This is a genomic window from Paenibacillus allorhizoplanae (assembly GCF_927798215.1).
Lineage (GTDB): Bacteria > Bacillota > Bacilli > Paenibacillales > NBRC-103111 > Paenibacillus_E > Paenibacillus_E allorhizoplanae.
In genome coordinates this window covers 1-18290 of sequence record NZ_CAKMMW010000047.1, presented here as the reverse complement: position 1 = coordinate 18290, position 18290 = coordinate 1, and the positions used below count along the sequence as shown (strand labels likewise).

Here is an 18290-nt window from a genome sequence, read left to right as displayed (position 1 = left end):
AGATGAGGATTGACGAGAACAACTTCATATTGACGCTCGGAGAGCCATTTAGAGACGTTAAGCCAGTAATGACCGGTAGGTTCCATACCAATGATAGCCGAACTAAGGTTATGAGCTGCTTGCAGAGAATGAATCCACTGAAGAAGATTTTGAAATCCTTCTTCATCATTCGAGAAGGATATTGGATTACCGACCACGATTCCACGAAAATTAACTGCACGTGCGACATGTACTTGTTGAGCGATATCGATCCCAACAACTAGATGCTGAGCGGTAATTTTTTCAATGAGTTGATTTTGTTTGTTCTGCGATTTAAACTTCATATAGAGCGTCCTCCTGGATGATGGGATTTTAAGGGCTATGACCCGTTGCGTACTCCCATCGTACCGAGGCGCTTGTTTTTTTGCAAAGCTCAAAATTAACGCTCTACAGGAATGCTATCGTTACCCATTAGCTCAATGATTTTTTGCTTAATCTGGCTAATCTCTCTATAGTCTTTTGACGAATTTCTTCATCTGTATCTTCCGAGAGAATTATTAATACTGAATGGGTTGCTTTTTTGTTCATCACTATCCTCATCCTCACAGATGAATCGCTGTCTAGTGCCATTTTGAGTTGAAGCCGTTCAGAAAGCTTATTCTTTGAAGCGACCATGCACCTTACGCGATCTGACGGATCCTCAGCAAGAATCTCTAAGACTTCAGCAGGTACCATTTTGTTCTGCGCAACCCAAAACCTCATATCTGGATAATTATCAATTATTTCTAACCAAACCTCGATGGGAGCTTCATCCCAAGCTGCACGTAGATATTCATCTTGATTGTCACTCAGTCTTAGTCGAACAAACTCCTCTGCCGAACTTATCAAATAACCAACTCCGTTATTTTGAATAATTTTGAACTATCGTTTTCCGTCAAATTAGTCATTCAGAAGCAACAATTTCGTCAAACCGTGCAGCTAGCTTGAGGAATTTTTCACCCCAACCACTATCAATTGATATTTCTTGGAATGATCCAGTTGGACCAAATAAAATTATTAGTTCAGATATTGCTATATCTTTTCCAAGTTTAAGCTGTTGTTTGAATGTGTCTATGGTCATTAGAACATCCACAACAGTTTCGAAACGTGACCATGTGACATCAGTATTTGGAGAGTCGATCAAATTACTTAGTTCAGTTAACAAATCCAATAAATCATTGAGATTGTGCAATTTGTATCACTCCCCATATTCGGCATCGTGCTGTCATAATGCTATCGTTCACCGTTAGTTGAGCGATTTACACAAAAATTGACTATCTACATTTACTTTAATATACGATTCTCCCATGAAGAGATATTGATGTAATCGGTATTCAAAACATCCATTACATCCTGACAAAAGAGTCTAAGTTCGTCGATCTCTTGATCTTTTCTTTTCAAGATTATCTTTGCTTCTATCTCATTTCCCTTAGAATAATCAATGCTTAGCAATTTAAAAGGTTTGATATATTTGCCCTTTGAGGGGAATGTCCATCCATCAAAAAAACTTCCCAGTAATTTTTTGTTAATCTGATCGATAGGTTTATTACACTTAATGCTTACTAATATTTGGGTACCTTTGGTTACACCAACCGGTAGAGGACTATACAATTTTTCTATGTCATCCCAAATGACATTCATTTCTAAATCACCACCATTAATATTTACACATATCTACTACTGAAGTTCTCCGATAAAATTATACCCATATTTTAACACAAACTATTGCAGATTACTGCCCGTTACTTTAACGAAATCAGGGAGCAGCTGCCGCGTGGCGAGTTGCTCCCTGTTTATTACTCTGTCGTTATCCGATAACTTAACGGATTCCGTCAAGTGTTGTTAGTTGTAATTCCAAACTAGCTGACCTTTTCTAATTTTGGCAGCATAGATGATTTGCCCTGCGTGAAAATGAACTTCTCTAAACATTGCCATTATAAGATTCAAAGCAGTTGTCTCGTTATTTACTTGGCTATATGTAAGAGGGGGCAGATTAAGGAAGGGTTGTGACATTAATAACTCAGGTGAGGATTTGAGATGTTCAAGATATTCTATAAGAATATCAAAAGAATCTCTGATTTTTGTTATGGCTTGTTCTTTAGACATTTTTAACCCTTTTTCAAATTCCTTATCTCTATCTCTTGTGTCGGGAATATTTAGGTGGATTGTTTCAATCCGTGAGTGTACCGCACCTCTAATATGAGCAACTAAGTTAGCAATGCTGTTACTTTCTGGTGTCGGGGAAGAAGTAATATCTTCTTCCGACAATTGTTCAATCGCTTGAAGACTCCATTTTTTCTCTGACCTAAACTTAACTAACATGCTTTCAATTAGCTCTAAGGCAATTTCCATATAACGCCCTCCTAGTAAAAGTTCCCATATGTTGATATTATCAAACAAATGTTCCCCAGCACAATGGGCCAACCATAATTACTTTTATCACGGAAATCTGCCCGATAGTTTAATAACAAAAAAGAGACCCTCAGCAACGGGCTGAGGGTCTAAGTTTATATTTTAAAAGGGGGTCGACTTTTATTATAGGCTTAATTCATTAATACCACATGAATATAAGATTTCAATTTTGTTACAATTACTTAACTCTCGTTCTCCGTTAGTTGAATGATGTACCCTCGGCAATATGAAGGACTAGCCTTCTTCGAATTAATTAACAAAATCAGTATTATTAATTCTATTATATTCTTCAACTAATTCTTCATAGAGCCCCTCATTTTTTCGTAACATCCATTCAAATAAAGTTTTAACGCTCTCGAAAATATCCGGTTTAACTCTGTAAGGTATTTCTCTCCGAGTAATTTCATTGTCAACTAAATGTTCATAAAACCCAACACATATAGCATTATTTAAATAGTTACTTCTTCGATATTGATAAAAACACCATTCAGCGAAATTATAGATTTTATCAAGATCTTCATTATCATTATTCACGTGGGATTTAATAACCCTACGTCTAAGTTCAAATATTAATGAATAAACTGTGTCATCCTTACCTATGAAACTAAATCTTATATCATAGAATAATTCTAATCCCTTTCTTCTCCAAGTACTCATAAACGTTCATCCTTATGGTTTATTAAAGAGCTTTATTTTCGGGTTATATTTGTTTCATAAATAATTGCTAATTCTTTTATATAAATGAGGTATTCGTGAAGCAAATAAAATTATCCTGCCGTTTACTTAAATGAAAACAGGGAGCAGCTGCCACGGCATCTACTCCCAGGTTTGTTTGAACTCTCGTTATCCGTTAGGTTAATCAACTATGCGTAATACCCGCCCTTAGAAACGTATTCGTGATGTTCAAGATAATGCTTATATATCTTTCCGAATACTTTGTTCGCCATAGATTGTGATTGCTTGTCGTTCTTTAGTTTAACTACTTCATCCATCGGAGTGTCCATAGAAGTTTCACCACTAATTAACTTGGGGATATCAACTTCAATTACCCCATCTTTTTCCTTTAAGCAATTTCCAAATTTATACTCTGCAGCAGTACCTCTTATCATCACTAATTCAAATTCCAAACAAATTGCCATTTCGTAAGCCCCACTTCTATTTATTAACAATAATCATCTTTTAAAAATATACCAGTCTGAATTTCTGGTTTCATTGAACTATCGTTCGCCGTTAGTTCAAACAAATCAATTCACATCTTTGTTTTCTAGGCCGTGGCATTTAAAGATATGTTTTGGATTGTTCTTAACCTGATCTTTCTGAAGGTCATACATGGCTATTTTATAGTTAATCTCCTCTAAGTACCTCAATTCTTCTTCAACTTTCTTCTGCACTTCCAATTTATGCTTCACCAGCATTTCTTGTCTTTGCGAGAAGGTAGAATTGCCTAACCCAAAAAGATCCTTATATTCTTTTATCTTAGCAAGAGACATTCCCGTTTCTCTGAGACAACGAATAAAAGAAATCCAATCGATATCTTGTTCGGAATAAACTCTTCGACCAATCTCATCGCGTGTTATATTTTCCAATACCCCTTTCTCTTCATAAAATCGAAGTGTCTTTGCAGTTATATTAAAGTTCTCCACCACATGTTTCATTGAGTACAACATTCAACTCACTACCTCTCACTACAGTTACTGTAACTTAAACATAACATAAATTGCTTTAGAAGCTCAAAACATAAATATAAAATTTAGCATTTGACTTCCCCTAACGTCAACAAATTACACTTAGGTAGAACTGGTAACAGTAACAAAAAATAATGAACTGAGAGGTAATGATAATGAATCAAAAATACAGTAAGTTTTTTGACTCCTTTACATTCAAAAGCGGAGTAACAATCAAGAATAGAGTCGTTATGTCACCTATGACAACATGGTCAAGTAATGATGACCTTACCATTTCTGATGAAGAAGTAAGCTACTACAAACAAAGAGTAAATGGTGTAGGACTTGTCATTACAGGTTGCACGCAAGTTTTACCTAATGGACAAGGTTTTACTAATGAATTTGCTGGATACAGCGATGAGTTTATTCCAAGTTTACGAAAACTAGCCGATGCAGCTAAAAGTGGAGGTGCTCCTGCTATACTGCAAATTTTCCATGCAGGCGATAAATCCTTGCCCGGACTGGATAAAGTGAGTGCGAGCGCATATCAACCTGAGCCTACGCCTTTTGGTCCAAGTGCAGAAACAAGAGCGCTATCCCATGAGGAAATCTTATCTACAGTACGTGCTTTTGGCGATACAACAAGAAGAGCGATTGAAGCTGGATTTGATGGCGTTGAAATCCATGGCGCACATGGATTCTTAATCCAAAACTTCTGGTCTCCAGCAACCAATCAGCGAACAGATCAATGGGGTGGAACACTTGAGAATCGACTGCGTTTTCCATTGGCGATTATTAAAGAAATCAAAACGGTCATTGAAAAACATGCTACAAAACCATTCATGCTAGGTTATCGTTTCTCGCCTGAAGAATCCTCCAAAGCGGACGGATTACGAATGAGTGACACCTATGAATTAATCGATTTCCTTATCGATCAAAATCTAGATTACATTCATGCTTCGTTAGATCATGTGGCTTCCAAGTCAGTAGATAGTCAAGATGAGAGAACAAGGCTTGAATTGATTCTTGAAAGAGCAAACGATAAGGTTCCTGTATTAGCGGCTGGTTCCATATTAACCCCAGATGATGCTGTCAAAGTGATGGAGTTAGGATTACCACTATTCGTCATTGGACATGCATTAATTATCAACCCCAACTGGGTTGAAAAAGTGGCAAACGGACGCGAAGCCGAGGTCGATACCGAATTAAAGGTTTCAAAACTCGAACAACTTCAAATTCCAGATAAACTTTGGGATGTCATTCAGATGGCAAAAGGTTGGTTTACTATCAGTTAAATAATAAATAAAATAAAGTAGCCCTACTGTGGGGCTACTTTATTTTATTTATTGAACTATCCTGCCCGTTACTTGAACGAGGCTTCCGATTGATGCCGGCAGCCTCGTTCTCTGGTTTCTTATTGAACAAACGTTTTCCCGTTAGCTTAAGGCTTTAGCTTAGATAGATGTCTTATCAATATGATCCGAGCTTCATTGAAGTTAGTATATTCCTCGCTCAAATCTGAGTAATTCCAAATTCTATCCTTAATAAACTGATACTGTGGAAACCAATCAAAGAAAGCTAATTGTAATAGCTCAATTTGTCTTTGCGGAATTTTTTCTTCATTCCCAGCTAAAATGTAACTTAAAGTTCCTGCGACATTCATACAGTATGTGTTAAAATCACCTATCAAGAAGTTTTCACTATCCGGCAGTCTCATAAAATCAGAGCGGAAATCAGCCTGGACCTTTTCCATATCTCTGTACGGAAAGGGATTACGTAATTGGATACTTTGCAGTTGTTGGATCTCATTATCCAAGAATAGTGTCACCTCTTTATAAACATTTGTTAATCCGATTGATTGCCGTCAGTTATCTCGTCGTTGAGCTAATCCCATTAATCAAGAAAGTTTACCTTCCATAAATTGGTACCCGCCTGCTTTCGAACTCCAATAGCCATAACTCCTGTTCTGTCCTCGCCCTCCACAGCTGTTACATAATACCTTGCACCAATAATTAAACTGCTAGAATCAGTGACGGAGGATGGGGGATCCACACTGTAATAGTATATTCTCCTGTCAGTTTCCCACATCCAACTGTAAACATTAATGAATTGGTCCCCCTCCCACAAAGTAGCGAGAACCTTGCTATCATGGTTCTGCCAAGCATCTAGAAATTTTTTTATTACCTTAAGTGCGTCCGGATCACCTTCTAGACCAAGGATAGAGGTCGTCTCGAACTGATACCAGCTGGCTCCATTGTCAGTGGTTTCTAAGTATTCGGTTACTATTTCCCCATCAATATTATAATCAGTCCTGACGGTCCCCCGGCCATCACTGCCTATGTAAGGAAGATAACTCACTCCCGAATCAAAACCTTTTTTGAGAGGCAAATTCACCGGCTTCCAATTGACTCCCATATCCTCTGTCCTGTAAAAAGGAACCACCTCCGCCAACTTTAGCGAGGAGGTGATAAAACCCTTCCCGTCCATTTGAATGGACATGCTAAGAACCTCCCCTCCGATCATCTCCGTCAAATCCGCAGCCCGAAACCATTCCTCACCGCTTTGGTTAGAACGGTAAAGCGTTTTACGAACCATTCCATTGCTATCCGGTTCCGATTGCAGCAAGATCCACGAGTTACCCTCTTGATGGAACGACGCTTGAATATGGTCCGGCGACACCTGTACCTCCCACTCATCCAGGGTAGGTAAAGGGACTGAATTCCATTGTTTGCCTCGATCATCAGTTCGATACAACTGTAGTCCCTTTTGGATGGTACGGTCAACAGTCCAACATGTCAGGTCCCCTTCGTGATAATAAAATAACCGATTACCGTCAGTCAGTGGCATAGGGAACCCTTCCAACACAACTGGGGTGGGGGAAGGAGCATGTGTGGAGTTCTCTACAGAGGTATCCAATGGTATATATGAATCAGTGACGGCTATGGGAGCAGCATCTTTGCAGCCCGCTAACAACACCATAATTAATAGAGCGATTAGTAAAAAGGTAATGCATCTCATCGTGATCCTTTCCTCCTTGTAGCAACTTATCTATATGGACATCAAATGATGAAAAAAGGAATTCGTCAACAGCATCATCGGAGCACGCTGAGAATTTTCCGTTTTTTGGTATTTATTCTATAGACTCAATTAGGAGGGAATAGTTGCACCATTTATTTTTCTTACTAAGTTTACTTACTATGGTGGGGAGAATTATCTCTTTTTGCCGATTGAACACAACTTTGTAAGCCCAATTATCGGAATCATATTTCGAATCTCTTATTCAGATATTTAGAAACTTTCAATTTTCCATATGAACAAAAGAGCATCGTCCTATTGACGATGCTCCTTTCCATTATATTCTTTACTGCGTTAACACGAGCTCACCATAAGCCACTACTAGCCAGAAGCTTCCGTCGTAATCCTTACGATTCACCATATGAATCTTATATACGAAGCCGTCCTTTGTAATAACCCCAATCCATTGATTACCGTCTTGATCACTTAACGTCAATATGGACTCTACTTCTTTCTGTAACGTCATCTTGACGAAAGATTGTAAAACCTCTCTGTGATCCTCTTGCGTTTTTTTGGCCCAAATCTCCTTTATCTGAGCCTGCGTGTACGAAATAGCGACTAGATCATCCAGGTTCTCGAGCACTTCCCAAAGCGCATCCCAATCCTCCAAGAGTTGCGCAGGGACTTTCGGACGTAATATTTCTCCTTTGGCAACAAAGACCGTATAGCTTTCCTGCTCCCAGTCTACAGGCTTTCCAAGCAACTCAGATAGCTGGCGAATGCTGACATAGGTTCGCCCATATTCCTGGATCGTCCTCATTTCAATCTGTGGATTGTCTTGATTAATTGTGAGCATCCGGTCCGGTAGCTCGAGCGTGATTTGCCTCTGCTCCTCGATGTAACCAACCTTGTATCCCATCGCTTCAGTCATTGTACGCAGCGGCACCCAAACACGCCCTTCTTCGAAGTCTAGATACGCAGGTACGTCAGTCAGCAGTTGTTCTCCAAAAAAGTTTATTCTTACGGAATCGTATTGCTTGAGTGTAATACCGGACTGATCCTTCACATATAGGAACTGCGTTGCATTCACTGGCAACCATCTTTCAAATCCAGGGCAATTTGGACACTCAATCGGAAAAGTACCATGGCGAGGACTTTGTGCCAGCACCTTGGAAAATCCTGCATTCAATGTGAACCAACGGTCACCCTGTTCCAAGACGTATCCGTCACCGCCACTGATTGGTGTAAATATGACTGGTTCCAATCCGGTCAAAAGCGGGGACAACTCGGATAGTCGAATGCTTTTTTCTTCCTTCCCCTTTGCTGCATATACGGTTAACTTCCCCTGATCTTGCAATGCTAACTTTCCGTCCTTCATTGGAATGACGTTGACATTATTATTTACCGGCAGCGTATATAGGATCTTATTAGAATCTGGGTCAACCGCCGCCACTTGAACCTTCCCGCCTGAAAGCGAGTTTAAAGTCACATACAAGACTCCACCGCCAAACTGAACGTCGAACACATACTGATTCGGGTTTTCCTCCTGTCCGAGAGCCTCCGCCAAATCGATCATCAACGGGCCGTTCGTCTCATGCCAACCAAAGCGAAGAAGCTGGAGGGAACGCTCCCTCTGGATCTTCTCACCTCGTGGTGTAGTGATGGGGTCGTCGATCATGCCTTTTTTTATAGTCCAATATCGTTCCTTCTCATCCTTGGCCACCGCGGACAGTCCTCTTCCCCGACGCTCCGCTTCGGCCGGAACCGGTACATTGGCTGATCCACTTGAACTATCTTGCAGTACCATGATCAGAAATTCGACCAACTCTCCGTTAGCATTATTGGAAAGTAACAACGTTGTTGGGTCTTGGTTATTAACGAATATCGCTTTACTGCCATCCCAGAACGAATGTATTGATCTCATATAAAATCCGGGCTGATACCCCAACTCCTTCACCGTCTTTGTTTTGCCAAATAAGAAACGATCTCCTTGCTCCTTAAGTGATAATATCGCGGAGTCTGATGGGGTCTTTTTCGTTGATGGGTCCGCATGAACACTAGAAAGCGGTATTGCAGTAAGTATACCTGTGATTGCGATCAAAACAGCGATGAATTTCTTATGTCGTTTCATTGTCCATCCTCAATTTCCTTTTTTTGTATTCTTATCCATTAGACATATCTTCAAGTTAAAAGTTGCGATTCATTCTGTAATACAAATATGGCTCTAAATAGTCAAATCCCCGTTTTGGTAAGTACAGGCTACCCGTCACAAATGTCCTGATTATTGAGCCTTAAATCCATTTATCTGCTGAATAAAATGACGTGGAACTCAAAACACTACACCCCCAATAAAATAAAAAAGCACTTGATCAAAGATCAAATACTCTTGTCCAAGCCATATAACATATAACATATAACTTTAGACGAATAATAACTCAACAATTGAAATATTAGTGTTTACCACCACTCGAAAAACGGTTAAAAGAGATCTTTTTATAAAATTAGATTTGTTGAACTAAAGTTCCCTCGTTAGTTTAATCCCATTCCTCAATTTGTGTGTGGCTATCAATATTCTAATACTCACCATTGTATTCTACATAGCTCGTTTGTTTGATGCGAGCAATGTGATTTGGTATATATCTATTTTGTGCATGCGGTGATAGACCTTCTATATAATTAATTGCGGCTTCAACCATGTCATCAGTTAAAAAAACTCTATCATCCAAAAAACCGCTCAATAATGCTGAATCATCACCTTTTAACTTTAAATGAAGATAGCCATAGCCTGGATCTACAATAACAAGATTCACAATTTCATCTTCATTTTGTTCTTTTGATGAATCATAAAATCTTGCTACAATATCTTGGTCTTTATAAAATATATCCACATCACAAGAAAAATTTTCAAATGTGAATTTCATTAGATTTCACCCAGCCTATTCTTTTTCTTCATAATCGTACACCTATTGAAAATATTTAGCTTTTTTATACTTAATTTATTCAAGACAGCCACCACGTAATCCTGCCCGTTACTGTAATGAAGCTGCCGTTCCTTCGCGCGGCAGCTTCATTTAATTGTTTATTGAGCTCTCGTTCCCAGTTATCTTAGAACGTGTGGATTAATCAACGTGCTCCTCAATCAATGAGATTCCCTTCCTTAATTTCGAAAACTCCGTCGCATAATACGCCATGGCGATGGCCGGTAAGGCGATTCCGATCAGCAGTGCCGCCTCCCAGCCCCCCGTTGCGTAAGCCCATCCCCCTGCCGCTGAGCCTATAGCGCCCCCTAAAAAGAAAATGGCCATATACAAACCGTTAAGCCTACTGCGAAATTCCGCTCCTAAAGAGAAAATCACCCGCTGCCCGAGAACCATGTTGGCGGAAACCCCCATGTCAAGTAAAATCGCCGAAACTACGAGGATGGGGATTGCCAGTGCAGAACTTGATGGAACCAGCAAAGGAAGCAACTCGGAAAAGATGACGATGGCCAACGCCCATCCCGTAGCCGGGCGAACCAATCCACGGTCTGCCATACGGCCCGCCGCTGGCGCCACAATTGCCCCCATTACCCCGACTAATGCGAACAGAGCGACCTCCTTCTGAGTGAAATGGAACGGCGGACTTGTCAATACCAACGGAACTGTAGTCCAAAACAAACTGAACGTTCCGAATACACAAGCATGATAAATTGCCCTCCTGCGCAATGCCGGTGTCGCCTTCAGCAGATGCAGCATGGAGTGCAGCAGCGCCGGGTAAGCTGTAGCGGTCAAAGGCTTCCTTGAGGGTAGTGCCTTTGCCAATACAAGAGCCAGCGCGAAAATCAATGCTGCGGAAATGAAATATATGGCGCGCCAGCCCATATACTCCGCCACCAAGCTTGAAATGGGACGCGCGAGCATAATCCCCAGAAGTAGCCCGCTCATGACGTTGCCCACATTGCGACCGCGCACGGCTTCAGGCGAAAGATGAGCCGCATACGGCACAAGGATTTGTGCTGCTACGGAACCTACTCCGATCACGAGTGAAGCGGTGAGGAACAGGATGGCGCTTTTGATTACAGCGGCAATTGTCAAAACGACGGCTGTAAGGAGCAATGATGAAAGGATCAACTTACGATTTTCCAGGATGTCTCCCAACGGTACGATAAATAACAAGCCAATCCCGTAGCCGACTTGAGTCAATGTAACGATGAGTGCGGCAGCCCCGGAGGAGAGCCCGATGGTCGAACCGATGGAGCCTATCAATGGTTGAGCATAATAAAGATTTGCCGCTATGATACCGCAAGCGGCTGCCAGGATAAAAATCAGCGATGGCGAAACCGATTTTTCCGTTGGAATGGAAGCTGAATGCATAGAAAGTCCCCTTTGCTCACCAGAAATTTTATGGAACAGTTGTTCCAGAATGTGCAAAAAAAATGTTTTATATCATTTCCATCACCATGTCTATCATCTGCTGCATCTTGCTGCGGTCACCCTGCACCTTCGCAACGATATTTATACTATGATTCAGGTTTGAGAGCAGATAAGATAAAGTCTTGATATCTTTCTCAGACATGATTTCTCCCGTCTCCTGACCTTTGCGCAGCAGCTCGTAGAAGGATTTCTCCAACTCGTCAAACCGCTCCCTGATCAACGCATTCAGTTGCTCATCTGGCGAATCCATGCCGACTGCTGCATTAGTAATGAGACAGCCCTTCGGCGACTCGCCGTCCAAGGCGGAATCGATGTGTATCTCGAAGTACTGCCGGATTCCCGATTTTGCGGATGTCGCATTGACGAGGATGTCCCGTTTGGCTTGCTTCCACTTCTTGTACCAGTTGATCGCCTCGATATAAAGCGTTTGTTTGTCCCCGAACGTTTCGTACAGACTTGATCTGCTAAGATCCATAGCTTCCAGCAAATCGGGAATGCTTGCCGCTTCGTAGCCCTTCTTCCAAAAAACGAGCATCGCTTTATGAAGCACCGCTTCTTTATCAAACTCTTTGTAGCGTCCCATGGTTCTCCCTCCGTTTCCGTAGGTAGAGTATATACTTTTCCGGAACGATAAGTCCAGTATTTTCTGCAAATATGAAAGTTAGCTCAGGCTGGGATAAGATGGATTACAGACTTTTAAGTGAAATTAGTGGACCTCTGCTTTTCGATCACCACTTTCTAAAGAATAGCATTTGTTAGGTATTAGAGTAATCTGCCCGTTAGTTTAAACTCCCTGGTGGATACTACAACTAAAAAAATGTCCCTTTATCCTTTCCGAATTCCATAAATAGCGTCAAACAGCCCCCAACTTTTTTTGAAGTTGAGGGCTGTTCTATATTTTTATTATACTTAAAATTTTGTTTACTTTTGTAAAATCGACTAACGAACTTTATTTTCCACTAACGAACTTTATTTTCCTTGATCAATAGGTTTGCTTGTTACGAAAAAAAACTTCGTGCAGGGGAGGGTCTCCCTAGTTCCAAACACAACTATCTCTGCATGCCGCTCCCTATACACCGGAGGGTTCTTTGCACTGCAATTCCAAGATCTTCGCACGTTCCCTGGCCTTCGCCGGGGCAGTCGTGGCTCGGCTCCCTCTTGTCCCTTTCGGGTTCACTTTCACGATGCGGTAGGATTCATTTTCATTACGGCCTGCAGATTTGCTTCATCGCGCAAAGCGCGACTTTTCACAGGGCTTCAGCCGCCGGATTTCGCCGACGTCTGCCTGCTAGCTACGGGGCGGCTTGGACCTTACCCCGACTGAACTTGCATCAGTAAGTTGTGCCTAGCTTGGCTAGGCGCGCACTGCCCGTTAGTTGAACAAAATCAACCGAATATGGCCGTTTATCCTTTGTATTAGTTTGAGCCTGTTTTCGCATCGCTTTGTATCAATATTAACTTGTAATGAAAGATGAATTTTGGGATATGAAGATGTATTGTATAACGTTAAACAGGCCATTTATCTGTATCGTTTTACAACTACGGGGAAGGTAACAACTTAGTGTCCTTTATTGGAAAACAATACAACTTCTTGTCTTTTAGAAAAGACAAGAAGTTGTATCCATAAAATAAAAAAACCGCTCAAATCGCGGATTCAAATGGATATATGATCTTGTCCTCTTACAACAAGAACTTGATGTCATAAATGACAAGAACTTAATCTCATTGCCTTCCTTCCTCATGGCTTTTTTGTTTTTAGTCGTGTTCATAAAAAATAACCATCGCTTCTTGGCGATGGTTTAATAAGAAGGTGCTATCGGAATCGCGCAGCCTTTCACATCAATACTCCGAGCCCGCCTCCGATAATACCGGGGAAGGCGATTTTGTGTAAAAGGTTATGACGGCCTACGTTAATTTCGATTGTTGAGTTTTGAACAAAGAAAACCGCCCTTTTGAAAAGGCGGTAAAATTGTCTCTTTTGTACTGCTATTTCATTCCTACTACAGCGGCGAACGCTTGAACGGCGGCATTGGCCACTTCCATGTCTTGCTCCATGGTGCCTCCGGCGACGCCGATACCGCCGACGGTCGTGCCTTCGCGAACGAGTGGGATGCCGCCTCCCAAGATGGTAACTGTCCCTTGGTTTGTCGTGTTGACCCCATAGTGTTGACCGCCGGGAAGCGCCGACTGGGCTAAGTTAGCCGTGGGCATTTGCATGGCTACACTCGTCCAGGCCTTTCCCTTGGAGATTTCGATCCCGGCGATCCGGGCATGGTCCATCCGGTGGAAGGCGACCAAGTTCGCCCCGGCGTCGACGATTGAGATATCGAAGGCGAGTCCCATTTGACGGGCTTTCTGTTCCGCAACCTCGAGCAATTGTTTAGCAATCTCCAATGTAAGCATCTCAAACACCTCATGTTGTTTTGTTTCATGCAGAATATTATTTACTGAATTCACCAAATTAGGGGCTGTCACATGAACATTTAAGGTGTGGATGGAGTTATTTTGGTAACCTTTTACATTCCATTCAGCCTTCAGCGGTTGAACTTCTCCATGCTCGTTCGTTGCCTTGCTCAGAATCGTGTATTGACCTGGTTTTTGCGCATCCCACGCAAAAGACCATCTCCTCCATGAATAGGGAACATCAGGATCAAGAATGTTTGCTTCATTCCAGAGTGTCCCACCATCTGTGCTAATCTCTACTTTCGTTACAGAATGCTCGCCAGCCCAAGCATACCCTTGTACCACGTTGGTGCCAACAGCCATCTCTTGCTCTTCTGTAGGAGATGCTATCGTTGAATTGATTAAAACTGGTGATAGCGGTCGTGCATGTTTGTAGTCGTTTGTTTTTTTTAGAATGACATAATCTATACTTTGAAATGGTCCCTTGAATGGCTGATCTACAACTCTGATCCTATGCAGCCATTTAACAGACGCAACTGCGTACCATCCAGGCACAATTAGTCTTATTGGAAAACCATGTTTATCGGAGAGCGGTTCACCATTCATTTCATAAGCCAATAAAGTATCTGGGTGAAGTGCCTTGGCAACAGGTAGACTTCTTTTGAAAAATACCTGTCCATCCATGTCATTTCGTTGACCGTAATCTAATCCTTCAAAAACAATCTCAGTCGCACTTGGGGATACTCCTGCTTGGTCTAATACATCCTTCAGTCGAACGCCTCCCCAAATGGCGTTGCTTATCGCACCGAGCTTGAATTGGTTACCTTGTGCTTTCCTTTCAAATAACGAACGCTTGTTTCCTGCACACTCTAGAGTAGCGGATAGCGTGACCTTATTCATGTTTTTCAAATCAGCATACTTAAATTTAATTGGTTGATCCACTAATTCTTCAATTGAAAGGTACCAGGTGTTTATATCGATTGTCGGGTATTCAAAATGATTTCTGACGTAAAATAATTGATTCGGTGTAATGGTTTGGAGGTTGGCAACCATGGGAAATTCAAGATTTTCTGATGGGAAATAGGAAACTGGAACCAAATGAATGTCGCGCATGAACAAATCCTCCTCTGCAGCTAAATATGAACAGAACAGCTATAGAATTTATTTTTAGCAAAGAAACGTAATTTTAACCATCAAACAAGATTTGTCATCTTGAGTTACAAAATAAAAATCGTATTTGACGATTACTAAAGCTTAGTAAAACCGTTGCTGCCGCGGAACCTTCCTGTCGTCTTTCAATTATCCGGTATAGATTCTAAATGGCTCTTCCCCCTGCCCTCGACTGCGCTCTGCCTGGAACTGCTCCGTCGGGAATGACATCAAGTTCTTGTCAAAATCGGGAATGGGATAAAGTTCTTGTCATTTGGTTTTGACAAGAACTTTATCCCATAAAACAAAAAAAGCCGCGATTTTCGCGGCACTTAATGAGATAATGTTCTTGTCACCCGACATTCACCCATATTGGACTCAATTAGGGTTTTATCAATTTCTTGAATATGTCCGATAGCGATACATTTTTCAAACCTCCTTCAATTTTTGAAAATGCAAAAACGCTCCTCGTCTTATTGAGACGAGAAGCGTTTGCTCTTCCGGTACCACCTAACTGGTCGGGACTTAGGATCATCATTTGCATGATAGTCTTGATGGGAAACGCCTAAGTCTTGATGGAAACGCCTCAAAGCTACGATCCTCTCACTCCCGTTGCTTCCGTATTTCCTTCTGCACTTGCCGCAACGCCTTCTTCGAGCCACGCTCCATGTCGTGCTGAAACTTGCGGTCTTTATAGCTGGTGAATAGCGTATTCAGATCATATCCTGTAGGATACAACTCGCTGGCTCGTAGTTCTAAGGATACCCGCTTGGCATGCACCTCTACAAGCTGCCCTTCAAATAAAACCGTCATATGGTTGAAGCTATCTCGGCCTTTGTACACGATCGCGGGTTCATCATGCTCTAATAACCGCACACGATCACCCATCCCGTACTCCTCGAGTACAACTTCCGTTTCATCCGTAAGTGCCACTACCGGCTTCTTCATCACTTTACTTTGATGAAGGAGATCCAACCGATAGTTTTTACTCTCCATATACAGCTTCGCCCGCCTCAATACCGCATCTTTCAACTCCATCCTCTTTGAGATCCAAAGCGCATTGCTCTCGCCCGATTGCCCAATCAGTAGCTTATATTGCGGCTCTAAGGTCTCGTTGTCGAATGCCATGGCTGCGTTCATGAAATCCGGATGCCGTTCCGAAAATTCCTTAATCTCTCCATAGTGCGTGGTCGCAACCGTCATACAACCCATTTGGTAAAATTCTTCCAGAATCGCAATGGCCAGTGCCGCACCCTCATTGGGTTCCGTTCCGCTACCAATCTCATCAAACAACAACAACGTATTCCGATTCGCTTGGCGCATGATCTCGGCTATATTTTTCATATGGGACGAAAAGGTACTAAGCGCATTCTCCAGGCTCTGATTATCCCCGATATCAACGAACATACGATCAAACACAGCCACTTCGGTAGACGCATCCGCCGCGATGTGAAGTCCGGACATCACCGCCAGTGCGATCAAACCGACCGTCTTCAGTACAACCGTCTTGCCCCCCGCATTCGGACCCGTAATGACCAAACTGCGATATCTATCGCCAATTTCAAAATCCAGCGGAACCGCACCTCCTGACAATAACGGATGCCTGCATCGGACCAACTTAATCGTCCCGTGGTCGTTCACTTTAGGTGCGATTCCATCCATGCTTTTGCTAAATTTTCCTTTGGCGAAAATCATATCGTACAGACTAATCAAATCAATATTGACCGTTATCGGCTGGGTTTGATTTGCGACTAAATCCGATAGAGCCGACAGAATCTGAAGCTCCTCCATCCCCTCCTCCATCTTGAGACCCGAAAGCTCTGCGTTATACTTGGCAACAGTTAACGGCTCCATAAACACCGTCGATCCCTTGGAAGATATTTCGACAATCGTTCCAGCCACTTGATGCTTATAGGCAGCTTTAATCGGGATGGTGAAGCGGTCATTTTTTTTGCTGACAAAAAACTCCTGAATAACCTCCTTGTTCGCGCTGTTCTTCAGAAACTTTTGCAGCTGCTCCTCAATCTTCGCCTCGGCAATATCAATATGCTTGCGGATTCGTCTGAGCTCTTTACTCGCCCCGGAGTCCACCCGATTTCCTTTAATAGCTTGGTGAATTGCATCTTCAATGTTCTGGAAATCCCACATGGAGTTGGCATAAGCACTTAGCTTAGGAGCGTAGAATTCCTTCTCGGTCATGAACTTCTTGACTTTCCGGCAACCCCGGAGAAAATCAGCAATGGCAATCAGTTCGGAGGGATCCAGCACCATCCCTTTGTCCAGCTTCTCCATCATGAGTTTAATATTCGAAATCCCCAGCAGCGGCACATGTCCCTCGGTATCCAGAATCGCGCGGGCTTCCGTTGTTTCAAGGAGACGTTGCTTCACTACTTTGAGGTTTGAACTTGGTTCGAGCTGATCGATCAGTTGCTTGCCCAGACTGCTTGCACAATAGCTTTGGACGAGTGTCTTCAATTCGTTATATTGTAATTTGTCCTTTGTACTTGAATTCATCTTTGCATTCTCCTCACGATTGGGTGATCATGATGAAGATCCCTGCACCATAAGATTTCAACGTTTATGCCCAAATAAGCGCAAAAAAAGCTGCGGGAAACCCACAGCTCATTACACTCAATTTACATGACGTTACACATAGAGAAAAGCCATCAGCTGACAAGGGATTTGTGTCCAAAGCCGCAGTTTACTTCCTCTGTTCGAGTCATGGTTCATGATGTATTCGCAGGGTTCTTCATAGGTAACTTAAATAAAACTATCATATAGGATTTTTAGAAACGGTATCCCGCTTCACCTATAGAATAGAATGTTATCTTCTTAAGTTATGCCTGTTGAAAACCTGCTACACTCATAAAACACCTCGTAGGGAATGTGTCTTGCATTGAAATCGTATGATGTAAGTAGAATATATGATTTGATGTGGGAAGTCAAGGGTTTAATGACCGCTATTCAATTCTTAATTAATCATTTGGCTGGTGGAATACTTTCCGAAGTATTTGAACTATCCTGCCCGAAGCGCCAAAGACCAACACGCTCTACTGCGCGTTACTTTAATAAACAAAAGAGGAGCTGCCGCGAAGCAAGCCCTTCAACTATCGTTCTCCGTCCCTCAGTTTTAAGGGTTTATCTCACGTAAACTCATTCATTCGCAGGATTTCATCACCTTGAAATATAGTAATCTTAAGAATACTAGGTTGTTGAG

The 18290-nt window shown here is 42.0% G+C and carries 17 protein-coding genes; 1 reads left to right on the top strand and 16 read right to left on the bottom strand.

The window, feature by feature from the left end; genetic code table 11:
* The 8 genes from L6I86_RS34855 to L6I86_RS34820 all read right to left on the bottom strand — a co-directional run.
* A partial coding sequence (locus L6I86_RS34855) for an IS110 family transposase (RefSeq protein ID WP_236293433.1) occupies window positions 1-323 on the bottom strand: 323 nt, incomplete at its 3' end.
* 127 nt (window positions 324-450) lie between these two features.
* On the bottom strand, window positions 451-867 hold the full coding sequence (locus L6I86_RS34850; RefSeq protein WP_236293431.1) for a hypothetical protein: 417 nt from the start codon (window positions 865-867) through the stop codon (window positions 451-453).
* Window positions 868-922: 55 nt separating this feature from the next.
* Window positions 923-1210: a hypothetical protein gene (locus L6I86_RS34845; protein ID WP_236293430.1), complete on the bottom strand. Its 288-nt coding sequence runs from the start codon at window positions 1208-1210 to the stop codon at window positions 923-925.
* A gap of 92 nt (window positions 1211-1302) precedes the next feature.
* The gene (locus L6I86_RS34840; RefSeq protein WP_236293429.1) at window positions 1303-1659 is read right to left on the bottom strand and encodes a hypothetical protein; all 357 of its coding nucleotides are present in this window, start codon (window positions 1657-1659) and stop codon (window positions 1303-1305) included.
* Between the two features lie 201 nt (window positions 1660-1860).
* The gene (locus L6I86_RS34835) at window positions 1861-2370 is read right to left on the bottom strand and encodes a DUF1572 family protein (protein WP_236293428.1); all 510 of its coding nucleotides are present in this window, start codon (window positions 2368-2370) and stop codon (window positions 1861-1863) included.
* A 309-nt stretch (window positions 2371-2679) separates the two neighbouring features.
* Entirely contained in the window at window positions 2680-3087 is a 408-nt protein-coding gene (locus L6I86_RS34830; protein ID WP_236293427.1) for a DUF7674 family protein, read from the bottom strand.
* A 206-nt stretch (window positions 3088-3293) separates the two neighbouring features.
* On the bottom strand, window positions 3294-3569 hold the full coding sequence (locus tag L6I86_RS34825; protein WP_236293426.1) for a hypothetical protein: 276 nt from the start codon (window positions 3567-3569) through the stop codon (window positions 3294-3296).
* A gap of 105 nt (window positions 3570-3674) precedes the next feature.
* On the bottom strand, window positions 3675-4085 hold the full coding sequence (locus L6I86_RS34820; protein WP_236293424.1) for a MerR family transcriptional regulator: 411 nt from the start codon (window positions 4083-4085) through the stop codon (window positions 3675-3677).
* Between the two features lie 185 nt (window positions 4086-4270).
* Here L6I86_RS34820 and L6I86_RS34815 point away from each other — a divergent pair, with 185 nt between their 5' ends.
* Window positions 4271-5389, top strand: a complete 1119-nt coding sequence (locus L6I86_RS34815) for an NADH-dependent flavin oxidoreductase (protein ID WP_236293423.1) — start codon at window positions 4271-4273, stop codon at window positions 5387-5389.
* Between the two features lie 146 nt (window positions 5390-5535).
* On the opposite strand, the gene L6I86_RS34810 is transcribed toward L6I86_RS34815, so the two are convergent.
* The 8 genes from L6I86_RS34810 to L6I86_RS34770 form a co-directional block, all read right to left on the bottom strand.
* Window positions 5536-5910, bottom strand: coding sequence for a YxiJ family protein (locus tag L6I86_RS34810; RefSeq protein WP_236293422.1), 375 nt, complete (start codon window positions 5908-5910; stop codon window positions 5536-5538).
* Between the two features lie 77 nt (window positions 5911-5987).
* On the bottom strand, window positions 5988-7112 hold the full coding sequence (locus L6I86_RS34805; RefSeq protein ID WP_236293421.1) for a beta propeller repeat protein: 1125 nt from the start codon (window positions 7110-7112) through the stop codon (window positions 5988-5990).
* Window positions 7113-7455: 343 nt separating this feature from the next.
* Window positions 7456-9240: a copper amine oxidase N-terminal domain-containing protein gene (locus L6I86_RS34800; protein ID WP_236293420.1), complete on the bottom strand. Its 1785-nt coding sequence runs from the start codon at window positions 9238-9240 to the stop codon at window positions 7456-7458.
* A gap of 442 nt (window positions 9241-9682) precedes the next feature.
* Window positions 9683-10030: a hypothetical protein gene (locus L6I86_RS34795; RefSeq protein ID WP_236293419.1), complete on the bottom strand. Its 348-nt coding sequence runs from the start codon at window positions 10028-10030 to the stop codon at window positions 9683-9685.
* A gap of 198 nt (window positions 10031-10228) precedes the next feature.
* A complete protein-coding gene (locus tag L6I86_RS34790; RefSeq protein ID WP_236293437.1) occupies window positions 10229-11461 on the bottom strand; it encodes an MFS transporter in 1233 nt (410 codons plus the stop codon).
* Between the two features lie 67 nt (window positions 11462-11528).
* Complete coding sequence (locus L6I86_RS34785; protein WP_236293418.1) at window positions 11529-12104, bottom strand: TetR/AcrR family transcriptional regulator; 576 nt, start codon at window positions 12102-12104, stop codon at window positions 11529-11531.
* Between the two features lie 1403 nt (window positions 12105-13507).
* Window positions 13508-15037, bottom strand: coding sequence for a molybdopterin-dependent oxidoreductase (locus L6I86_RS35855; RefSeq protein WP_338113469.1), 1530 nt, complete (start codon window positions 15035-15037; stop codon window positions 13508-13510).
* A 639-nt stretch (window positions 15038-15676) separates the two neighbouring features.
* On the bottom strand, window positions 15677-17587 hold the full coding sequence (locus L6I86_RS34770; protein ID WP_236293416.1) for an endonuclease MutS2: 1911 nt from the start codon (window positions 17585-17587) through the stop codon (window positions 15677-15679).
* Window positions 17588-18290 lie beyond the last annotated feature (703 nt).